An 8581-nucleotide genomic window follows, 5' to 3' on the forward strand; every position below is an offset into this window, starting at 1 on the left:
CGCGTGGACCGGAGAAGGTCCTTGAGATGGTCTTTGCGGTATGCGACCGCGGTGCAATGCCCTTCGGGTATTGCACCCTACTCACCCTCGGGCGACTCTTCCAAAAGCAATCCTGCCTGGCCGGTGGATGCCAGTCAGGCTGGAAATGCGCTAGCCGTGCGGCTACCTCGCGATATGCTTCCAGCTTTCTACGCCGGGCGCCTGGCCTCCAGCCCGACTGCGGCTATGCGATCCACTTCGCGGTAGACATCCCGTTCCAGTTCCTCCCCGAATACATCCGGATCCAGTTCCTGGTATCGCCATTCGAGACCGGCGCCATCGAGTGCCGGCTTTAGTTCCACGAGGAATTCATCCACGCCCCTGACGATGGCGATGCCGGTGTAGAGCAGCAGGCGGCCGCCCGGCGCCAGACGGGGCAGGGATTGCGTGGCCATGCGCAAGCTGAGCGAGCGTCCGAGGCGCTCGCCGCCGTGGCGATAAGTTCTGGCGTCGTCATCCACCAGGTAAGGCGGGTTGGCCATGATGAGGTCGAATTGCCCGTCCACCGCCGCCAGGCTGTCGCCCAGCGCCAGGTGCGCGGCAATGCCTGCGGCCCTTGCATTGAGTCCGGCGCACACCAGCGCTTCCGGGTTGATATCGTTAAGCACCAGCGTGGCGTCGGCAACCTGTTTCGCCACCATCAGGCCGCCGGCGCCGGAACCACAACCAATGTCCAGAATGCGCGGCCGAGGCCCCAGCGGCGCAAGCGACAGCGCCTGCTGCATGAAGCGCACATAGCGGTAGGTGTCCGGCCCGAAGAAAACGGCGTTTTCCTGGTCCGTTGGATAGGCGGAATGCAGGAACAGTGCATCGTCGATGCTCGACACCCTTATCCTGCTGCGCCATTGCTGGCCAACGCGGGCCAAAAGACCGGCTGCGTCCAGCGCCGCCAGCAACTGCGCCGGCAAGATGCCAGATTCGAAAGGAAGATTCCAGCCGAAGACGTCGCGCAGCGTTGTGGCGCTGCCGGCCGGCTGGCGGGCCAGCACCCGGGCATGGGTCAGCGGCGTGGTGGTGATGAAGCGATAGTCCGCTTCTTGGAGATGAGCGAGCAGGCTGGTCAGCGCCTGTTCCGCACCGGATGCAAAGATCGTATCGGTCATGAGTAGCCTGAAGTAACGCCGGCGGGCCAGCTTGTCTGCATGATGCCAAAGACCTGCTTCGCCGCCTTGCGCCCAGGCTAACGTCCGACGATTGCCGCCAGCGCGCTGGAGTGGAACTCGCGGAAATACAGCACCGCGACAACGACCGTGGTGGCGATCATGAACAACCAGGGTTGGACGAACCAGGTCATGGCCGCAATCGCGAAATAATAGCCGCGCAGGCCGTCATTGAAGCTTTCGCCGGCCAAAGCCACGAGCCGGCCGCTGCGGTCGGCAAAGTTCGATCGGGCGGCGTCAGGTCCTTCCTTGTATTCGGCCAGATTCGGCGCCGAGCCGATCAGGATCGAGCAGAAATTAAACTGGCGCAACGCCCAGGTAAAACGGAAGAAGGCGAAGACGAAGACACAGATCAGAACGATGATCTTCACGTTCCACACTTCCTCCGATACATGCACGGAAAACGGAATTTCCTGGACCACATTGACGACCTTGCTGTTCCCGCCAAGCATGGCGAACAGGCCGCCGATGATGATGATGGTGGTAGAGGCAAAGAACGTCGGGGAAGAAGACAGGTTGGCCATCAGCGCCACGTCCGCAATGCGGTTCTCGCGGTAGGTGAGCCGCAGCATCCAGTCGCGCCGGGCTTCGTTGACATGGCGTAGCAGGCTGGCATGGGAGTTCGACCAGAAGTCGGCAAAACGGTCATAGCCTATCCACATCAGCAGGAACCAGAACAATGCAAAACAATCGATAAAGGGAAGAATCATAGAGGGATGAATAATGACGGTTGCTGTCCTGAAAAGCTCGACGGAGTTTCTGCTAAGTAATTTGTTCGATCTTCGATATTTTCGTTCGGTTTTGTTACTCAAAAACCGGCGTATTTTGGCGCCGACCTGGTTTTTCCTTGTGAGTATCTCAACCGGAGGCATGCATGCACAAGCCAAAGCGAAGATCAAACCGTACGGACGATGACGACGATGGATTCAGTTATGACGACGCGCCCAGAGGACGCGCGGGAGATGGCGAGGATGAGGACGAGGACGACGAGCATGCCGTCCGCCTCGAAGAGGATGACGACGATCCGCAGCCGCTGGATCGCCTTGTAAAACGCAATTGGCGAAATTAGCCCTGGCGGAGTGGAAAGGGCAGGCCGCTGCGGAGCGATGTCCGCATGGCGAAAACCTGGCAGCGACAGGAACCGAAGCCGCTTCGGCCATCCAATAAAAAGGCCAGGCCGGAAGCCTGGCTTTTCACCATGGCCGAGACATCAGCCAGGTGCCTGGCTCAGCCGCGGGTGCGCTCGAATTCCTTCATGTAGGCAACCAGGGCGCGCACGCCTTCGATGGGCATGGCGTTGTAGATCGAGGCGCGCATGCCGCCAACGACGCGATGGCCTTTCAACTGGACCATGTTGTGTTCCTTTGCGCCCTGCAGGAATGCCTCGTCCAGCGCGCTGTCGGCCAGGCGGAACGGAATATTCATCCGCGATCTGTCTGTCTTGGCCACGGGGTTGCTGTAGAAGCGGGACTGATCGAGGTAATCGTAAAGGAGCGACGCCTTTTCGATATTGCGCTTCTCGATTTCAGCGATGCCGCCCTGTTCCAGCAGCCATTCGAACACCAGGCCGGCAATGTAAATGCTGTAGGTCGGCGGCGTGTTGAGCATGGAGTCGTTGTCGGCCTGTTCCTTCCAGTTGAAGGCAGAAGGCGTGATCGGCAGCGCCCGGCCCAGGAGGTCTTCCCGCACCACGACCAGCGTCAGTCCCGCCGGGCCGATGTTCTTCTGCGCGCCGCCATAGATGACGCCGTACTTCGATACATCCACCGCGCGCGACAGGATGTGGGACGACATGTCCGCCACCAGCGGCACGCCATGGGTATCCGGCACCCAGTGGTATTCGACGCCGCCGATGGTTTCATTGGTGCAGACATGGACATACGCGGCCTGCGGGTCGAGTTGCCAGGTGTCCTGCGCCGGGACGTAGGTGAAGTCGCGGTCGGCGGCGGAGGCGGCGACGTTGACCTTGCAGTACTTGCCTGCTTCCTTGATCGATTTCTTCGACCACTCCCCGGTATTGACGTAATCGGCCGATGTCTTGTCACCCAGCAGGTTCATCGGGATCAGCGCGTTCTCCGCCATTGCGCCGCCCTGCAGGAACAGCACCCGGTAGTTGTCGGGCACGGCCAGCAGCTTGCGGAAGTCGGCTTCGGCCTTCTTCGCGATGCCGATGAACTCCTTGCCACGATGGCTCATTTCCATGACCGACATGCCGCTGCCATGCCAGTCCAGCATCTCGTCGGCAGCGCGTTGCAATACCGACTCCGGCAGCACCGCCGGGCCGGCGCTGAAATTGAATGTTCGCATGGGGATCGTCCAGATTGAATGGGAAGAAAGGCGTAGCCGGGCATTATGACGGAACTGCCGCGGCCTGTGCAAGGCGGCAAGAAAGGCGTCGCCTGCGGTGCCGGACAGGGATGACGCGCCCGGCCCGCGTCATGATTGACGCGGCCGCCTTATTTCGCCTTGCTGTCGCGCCTGGCACGCGTCTGCTTCAACTCCTTGTCCAGCGCCGCGCTCTCGCCCTTGGTGGCCAGCGAGCGGTTCTGATGGTCTTCACTGGCATCCGGCTTTTCCGGCGCCTTTTCAATCCGGGTGATGCTGTTGGGATCGACGGAAATCGGGTCGCTGGCAGGGAAGGTCATTTCCACCGCATCATCAAGCAGGCATTCCTCGGCCTGCTGCTTCTCGCTGGGCTTTTCATTGACGGGCAGCTCGGCCACCGGATCGCTGGCCGGGAACGTGCCCTTCAACGCATGGTCCAGCATTTTGTCGTCATGCGAAGCGCTCGCCGGCGTCTTGCCTTCGGCAAGATGCTTGGGGTTGTCGATCGCGTTGGTCGTGGTCTCGGCAGCTTTCTTTCGATTCGGCATGTGTGATCTCCTTGGCTAGTCGCACAATCATCAGACCCGATGTTAATGAAACCATTCCGGAAACCTGGTGCGGAATGCCGTGATTGTTAATCCTTCACAAGGCTACGGCCAACTCGCATGGCAGAGTGCGATAACGAACAGAGATGCCGGCGACTTTGGTCTATTGTCGAGTCATCCAGCCGCAGCCCTGCAGGTGATACCGGCATCAAGGCGGCTGGTGCCGCATGACGGCATTCTTTCCAACAGCAAAGGAGCATGCAATGAATACCGACCAGATCAAGGGTACTGCAAAGGACATCGCCGGCAAGGTGCAGGAAGGCGTGGGCAAGGCCATCGACAGCAAGGAACAGCAAGCCAAGGGGCTGGAAAAGCAGGTCGAAGGCAAGACCCAGAAGACGGTTGGCGATGCCAAGGACATTGTCCGGGGCGAGTAAGGCTGCATGAAGCCGCTTGCAATGACCCATGGCAGCCTTGTCCCGCCGGGACGGGGCCGCCATGCCGGGCGCGCCTGACAAAATGCCGCTGGCCTCGATGCGTTGGGCCAGAGACAGTCATGTACATGTTGTCAGGCGCCCTGACATTCCTTGCGGGCCGGCATGAACATCGTCTCTCATCAGGCGCAGTATGTTCTGACCCATCCAGGCGCCTTCGCGCTGCAGACGGTGAAGGCGTTTCGCGCCAATCAGGGCTTGCTGCTGGCAGGCGCGGTCGCCTATTACGCGCTGCTTTCCCTGGTCCCGCTGCTGATTCTGGTCGTCATTGCCCTTTCCCACCTGATCGACGAAAAGGACCTGCTGGAAACGCTGGGGCGCTATCTCGAATGGCTCTTGCCCAGCCAGTCAGGTGCCGTCGTCAACGAGCTTGCCAATTTCATGGCGCATCGCGACGTGGTCGGATGGCTGCTCTTGGTCACCATGCTGTTCTTCAGTTCCCTGGCCTTTACCGTACTTGAAAATGCGATGTCGGTAATCTTTACCCATCGTGTCGCCATCCGGCGCAGGCATTTCCTGGTATCGGCTCTGATGCCCTACTGCTATATCCTTTTTCTCGGCTTCGGCATCCTGATCATCACGCTTGTGTCCGGCGTGCTGCAGGTTGTGGGTGAGGAAAGCGTCAATTTCCTTGGGCGCAGCTGGTCGCTTCACGGCGTGTCGGGCCTGCTGCTCTATATGCTGGGCGTGTTGGGGGAAGTCTTCGTGCTGACCTCGATCTATCTCATCATGCCGGTGGGGCGGCTGTCACTGACGCATGCGCTGATGGGCGGCGTGACCGCGGCCATCCTGTGGGAAATCACGCGTCATGCCCTGCTATGGTATCTATCCACCCTGTCGCAAGTGGCGGTGGTGTATGGCTCGCTGACTACTGCCATCGTGGTACTGCTCAGCCTGGAACTGGGCGCGACGCTGCTGCTGTTCGGCGGCCAGGTGATTGCGGAATACGAGCGGCTGGAACGACCTGGCGCGCGGGTCGAGCCGACGCCCATGCACACCGATTGAACGGCGCCCGGGTCGTGCAGCAATCAGTGCAGCAGGTCCTGCGGACGGTCGATGTCGGAGTGAATGCCTGGATCGTTGACCTGTACCAAATGAACCGGCAATGTCTGCAGCAGCCGGCGCGCGCCTTCATCCCCCGAAAGCCCGAGCAGTTGCGGCAAATAGAAGTGGCTGAAGCCAACCGGATTGCCCCGGCGTCCATCGTGGCATGGCGCGACGATATCGGCGCCGCCGCATAACAGATCAAGCACGGTCCTGATGGTGGATGGCTTCACATAGGGCATGTCCGCCAGGGCGATGATCCAGCCGGGCGCATCGCTTACCTGGCCGATGGCATGCGCCAGTGACGCGCCCATGCCTTCCGCGGCCTGCTCGCAGGTCGTTACCTCGCAGCCGATCGCCCTGAGTTCGGCCTGCAGTTCCTTCGCGTCTGGCCTCACCACCGCCAGCACATGCGGCATGATGGCCAGCAGATTGGCGGCCGAGGTGACGGCGACGCTGCAGCCGTCATCCAGTGGTTGCAGCAGTTTGTTCTGGTGACCGAGCGGATCGAAACGGGAACCATTGCCGGCCGCAAGCAGGATGGCGTAATAGGGTAGTGGGGTATGCGGTAATGTCATTGCCTGGCTTGTAGTGCTTTTTCCAGAGATAGCCGCAGGCCGCCTGAAAGGCGGCTGCCCGACGCCAATGGATGGGGAATGCTGTCAGAACAGTTCGTCGGCGCCGCTGCGCTTCTCGCGCGCATCTTCCAGCATGCGCCGGTCGCGGATGCGCTTGCGGTTGATGGCCGCATGCTGGGCGGCAGTCATGGGGCGCGCTGTCATCAGTTCTTTCAGGCGCGCAGCATTGTTGTAGACATCCTTCGCCTGTTTTTCCAAGATCAGCCTTTCGTCCGGGTCAGGAGTGGGCATTCGCATCGCAACCAACCCTTGCAGTTCAATGCGAATCAAGAATTATTAATAAATCTTTAAGCCTAAAGCATGCCTCAAATGCCGTCGGCCGTCCACCGTCCGCTACTGCGATGGTTGATGCCGGTAAATGTCCTGCATGATCCCGGGAAGCAAACAAAAAGGCCGCGCCGGACAGTGCCAGCGCGGCCTTGCGGCAAACACGGCAGATCAGTACATGTGCTGGCCGCCGTTGATGGCAATGTTGGCGCCGGTCAGGAAGGCTGCCTCGTCCGAAGCCAGGTAAGCCACCAGGCCCGCCACTTCCTCCGGCTTGCCCAGGCGCGCCATCGGAATCTGCGGAATGATCTTGGTGTCGAGCACTTCCTGCGGAATCGCCATCACCATCTTGGTGCCGATGTAGCCCGGCGAGATCGTATTGACCGTCACCCCGCGACGCGCCACTTCCAGCGCCAGCGCCTTGGTGAAGCCATGCATGCCGGCCTTGGCCGCGGAATAGTTGGTCTGGCCGAATGCGCCTTTCTGGCCGTTGACGGACGAGATGTTGATGATGCGGCCCCAGCCGCGCTCGGTCATGCCATCGCACACCGGCTTGGTCATGTTGAACACCGAATCGAGGTTGGTGCGGATGACCGCATCCCATGCCGTCTTGTCCATCTTCTTGAAGGTCATGTCGCGCGTGATGCCGGCATTGTTGACCAGCACGTCCACCGGGCCCAGGTCCCTGGTGATCTGGGCGATGCATTGCTGCGCCGAATCGTAGTCCGCAACGTCGCATGGATAGGCATAGAACTTGTAGCCCTGCTGTTCCATGCTGGACAACCATTCGGCGGACTTGGTGTTGCCCGGCGAGTAGGTTGTCACCACCTGGTAGCCGAGCGCCGCCATCTTCACGCACACCGCTTCGCCGAGGCCGCCCATGCCGCCCGTAATCAATGCAATCCTAGCCATGTCTGCTCCTGTCTTGAATGACGAACCAAAAAGTTGAGGTTGCCGCCGCGTCTCAGCGCTCGACCGCCAGTGCTACGCCCATGCCGCCGCCGATGCACAGGCTGGCCAGCCCGCGCTTGGCATCGCGCCTGACCATTTCATGCAGCAGCGATACCAGGATGCGGCAGCCGGAAGCGCCGATCGGATGGCCCAGCGCGATTGCGCCGCCATTGACGTTGATCTTGCTGGTGTCCCAGCCCATCTGGCGATTGACCGCGATGGCCTGGGCGGCAAAGGCTTCGTTGATTTCCATCAGGTCCAGGTCTTCATGGGTCCAGCCGGCCTTCTGCAGGCACAGCTTGGTGGCTGACACCGGGCCCATGCCCATGATGCTGGGGTCGAGGCCGGCCGAGGAATAGGCCTTGATGCGTGCCAGCGGCGTCAGGCCCAGCTGCTCCGCCCGCCGGGCCGACATCATCATCACCGCGGCGGCGCCGTCGTTCAGGCCGGAGGCATTGCCGGCGGTGACGGTGCCTTCCTTGTTGAAGGCCGGGCGCAGCGCGGCCAGCGATTCCAGCGTGGTGCCATGCTTGGGATACTCGTCGGTGTCGAAGGTGATCGCGCCTTTCTTCTGCGCGATCTGCAGCGGCACGATCTCGTCCTTGAAGCGGCCGGCTTTCTGGGCGGCTTCGGCCTTGTTCTGCGAGGCCATCGCGAACGCGTCCTGGTCCTGGCGCGAGACTTCGTATTTCTTCGCCACGTTCTCGGCTGTGACGCCCATGTGGTACTGGTTATAGACGTCCCACAGGCCGTCCACGATCATGGTGTCTACCAGCTTGGCGTCGCCCATGCGGAAGCCTTCGCGGGAATTGTTGAGCACATGCGGCGATGCGCTCATGTTTTCCTGGCCGCCGGCGATGATGATGTCGGCGTCGCCGCAGCGTATCGCCTGGGTCGCCAGGTGGGTGGCCTTCAGGCCGCTGCCGCAGACCTTGTTGATGGTAAAGCCGGGGATGGCGTCGGGAAGGCCGGCCTTGATGACCGCCTGTCGGGCTGGATTCTGGCCCACGCCGGCGGTCAGCACCTGGCCCATGATCACTTCGCTGATGGCAGCGGGGTCCACGCCGGTCTGCTCGAGCAGCGCCTTGATGACGCTGGCGCCCATGTCGGCGGCGGGA

The 8581-nt window shown here is 61.2% G+C and carries 11 protein-coding genes; 3 read left to right on the forward strand and 8 right to left on the reverse strand.

What is annotated here, in order from left to right:
• Window positions 1-188 precede the first annotated feature (188 nt).
• Window positions 189-1142 carry a methyltransferase gene (locus IGW04_RS24375; protein ID WP_194715699.1) on the reverse strand — a complete coding sequence of 318 codons (954 nt, stop codon included), beginning with the start codon at window positions 1140-1142 and terminating at the stop codon, window positions 189-191.
• Between the two features lie 77 nt (window positions 1143-1219).
• Window positions 1220-2071 (reverse strand): DUF599 domain-containing protein, encoded by an 852-nt coding sequence (locus tag IGW04_RS24380; protein ID WP_228527369.1) that lies wholly within the window; start codon window positions 2069-2071, stop codon window positions 1220-1222.
• A gap of 2 nt (window positions 2072-2073) precedes the next feature.
• Here IGW04_RS24380 and IGW04_RS24385 point away from each other — a divergent pair, with 2 nt between their 5' ends.
• A complete protein-coding gene (locus IGW04_RS24385; protein WP_194715700.1) occupies window positions 2074-2268 on the forward strand; it encodes a hypothetical protein in 195 nt (64 codons plus the stop codon).
• 158 nt (window positions 2269-2426) lie between these two features.
• Here the strand turns inward: IGW04_RS24385 and serC are convergent, their stop codons facing one another.
• Entirely contained in the window at window positions 2427-3506 is a 1080-nt protein-coding gene (serC, locus tag IGW04_RS24390) for a 3-phosphoserine/phosphohydroxythreonine transaminase (RefSeq protein WP_194715701.1), read from the reverse strand.
• Between the two features lie 149 nt (window positions 3507-3655).
• Window positions 3656-4072 carry a hypothetical protein gene (locus IGW04_RS24395; RefSeq protein WP_194715702.1) on the reverse strand — a complete coding sequence of 139 codons (417 nt, stop codon included), beginning with the start codon at window positions 4070-4072 and terminating at the stop codon, window positions 3656-3658.
• 260 nt (window positions 4073-4332) lie between these two features.
• On the opposite strand from IGW04_RS24395, the gene IGW04_RS24400 reads away from it, so the two are divergent.
• Window positions 4333-4506 carry a CsbD family protein gene (locus tag IGW04_RS24400; RefSeq protein WP_194715703.1) on the forward strand — a complete coding sequence of 58 codons (174 nt, stop codon included), beginning with the start codon at window positions 4333-4335 and terminating at the stop codon, window positions 4504-4506.
• A gap of 162 nt (window positions 4507-4668) precedes the next feature.
• The gene (locus IGW04_RS24405) at window positions 4669-5568 is read left to right on the forward strand and encodes a YihY/virulence factor BrkB family protein (protein ID WP_194715704.1); all 900 of its coding nucleotides are present in this window, start codon (window positions 4669-4671) and stop codon (window positions 5566-5568) included.
• Window positions 5569-5591: 23 nt separating this feature from the next.
• Here the strand turns inward: IGW04_RS24405 and IGW04_RS24410 are convergent, their stop codons facing one another.
• From IGW04_RS24410 to IGW04_RS24425, 4 genes are all read right to left on the reverse strand, one after another.
• Window positions 5592-6185 carry a nucleotidyltransferase family protein gene (locus IGW04_RS24410; protein WP_194715705.1) on the reverse strand — a complete coding sequence of 198 codons (594 nt, stop codon included), beginning with the start codon at window positions 6183-6185 and terminating at the stop codon, window positions 5592-5594.
• Window positions 6186-6269: 84 nt separating this feature from the next.
• Complete coding sequence (locus IGW04_RS24415; RefSeq protein ID WP_228527370.1) at window positions 6270-6515, reverse strand: hypothetical protein; 246 nt, start codon at window positions 6513-6515, stop codon at window positions 6270-6272.
• Between the two features lie 168 nt (window positions 6516-6683).
• A complete protein-coding gene (gene phbB, locus IGW04_RS24420; RefSeq protein ID WP_194715707.1) occupies window positions 6684-7424 on the reverse strand; it encodes an acetoacetyl-CoA reductase in 741 nt (246 codons plus the stop codon).
• A 52-nt stretch (window positions 7425-7476) separates the two neighbouring features.
• A partial coding sequence (locus IGW04_RS24425) for an acetyl-CoA C-acetyltransferase (RefSeq protein ID WP_194715708.1) occupies window positions 7477-8581 on the reverse strand: 1105 nt, incomplete at its 5' end.

It is taken from the genome of Noviherbaspirillum soli, from assembly GCF_015352955.1.
In the GTDB taxonomy this organism is placed as follows: Bacteria; Pseudomonadota; Gammaproteobacteria; order Burkholderiales; family Burkholderiaceae_D; genus Noviherbaspirillum_A; species Noviherbaspirillum_A soli.